The 1299-nt window shown below is 36.9% G+C and carries 2 protein-coding genes; both read left to right on the top strand.

The features are described from left to right. Window positions 1-293 (top strand): DUF6396 domain-containing protein (locus INT04_RS19135; protein WP_226894201.1); only part of this gene is annotated, 293 nt, incomplete at its 5' end. A gap of 2 nt (window positions 294-295) precedes the next feature. Continuing rightward, entirely contained in the window at window positions 296-1246 is a 951-nt protein-coding gene (locus INT04_RS19130; protein ID WP_226894200.1) for a DUF6396 domain-containing protein, read from the top strand. Window positions 1247-1299: the final 53 nt, after the last annotated feature.

The raw sequence follows: 1299 nt of genomic DNA, 5'->3' as shown, positions 1-1299 counted from the left end.
TTGATGAAAATTATTCACAAGCATTATTTTATTTTCAGGAAGCAGTGAAACAAGGCTATTCATTAGCTGCTTTTCAATTATCTGAAGCATTTAAAACAGAAACTACTAGTAGTTCTGATTATCTAGGAGTGAAAAAAGACCTCGAACGAGTTAGGCGCTATGACTTAATCAGTGATGAAATAGATAATAACCCCCGCGCTAAATTCCCTGATATCGATAAAATTGTTCCCTTACCTCCTGCGCCTTTACCGGAATGGGATGGCACCTTTGAATATAAAAAACAGGCGCAATAATAATGAATATTAACGGGCTAAATATAAATAAGACGCAGAGGATAATAAATAAAATTATTATCTCCGGTGTTGTGTTTTTATTTGGCCTTTTATTATTCGGTTGCCAGTCTATTCATCATAACCTGAAAAATTTCCAATTTACGTGTCTCCATGAAGAGGATGTTTTTCCGCCATTAGATCCTGAAGCCGATACATGGTTTAAACAAGCCGTACAACTAAGCCGACAAGATAATCCCGATTTAAAACATATTACTCAACTTTATCGCCAAGCTGCGGCAAAAGATCACTATATAGCGATAGGTAATTTGCAAGTGATGATTTCCGAAGGGGATGCAGAGCCAGTTGCAGGTAAATTACCACAAGAGGAAGTGATTGATTTAGTGGAGCGTTTAATCAATATGGAAATTCCTTTTGGTTACTATATTATGGGGACCTATTTACAAGAAGGCTATGGTGTTGAGCAAGATAAAAATGCTGCATTTAGCTATATGTTAAAAGCCGCCATTATGGGGAATCCTGAAGGACAATATGCGATTGGGGATAAATTTATGGATGCCCAAGTACCTGAGCTTTATCGTTTAGATTTAGGGCGAGCAATGCTAGATTGCGCTTCCAAGCAAGGGTTTAGTAAAGCCTCTTTTGAATTAGGTCTCAATTATGCGTTGGCTGAAGGCAATTATACGAGAGCTTTATTTTATTTACAGGAAGGTGTCAAACAAGGGCATACATTAAGTGCATTCCGATTATCTCAAGCTTTTAGAACTCAAGATATTAATGATCGAGCCAATTATTTAGGGCAGCAACTAGATTTAGAACGTGTTAGACGTTATGATTTAATTAGTGATGAAATAGATGATAACCCCCGCGCTAAATTCCCTGATATTGATAAAATTGTTCCTCTACCTCCTGCACCTTTACCGGAATGGGATGGCACCTTTGAATATAAAAAATAGGTGCAATAATAATGAATATTAACGGGCTAAATATAAATAAGACGCAGAGGATA

Source organism: Proteus sp. FME41 (genome assembly GCF_014897315.1).
Taxonomy (GTDB): domain Bacteria; phylum Pseudomonadota; class Gammaproteobacteria; order Enterobacterales; family Enterobacteriaceae; genus Proteus.
The sequence above is the reverse complement of the archived record's forward strand: the minus strand, read 5'-3'. Positions and strand labels throughout refer to the sequence as shown.

Excerpts from the sequence above, each read along its gene's own strand:
- INT04_RS19130 (WP_226894200.1), top strand. The coding sequence starts at position 296 with ATGAATATTAACGGGCTAAATATAAATAAGACGCAGAGGATAATAAAT.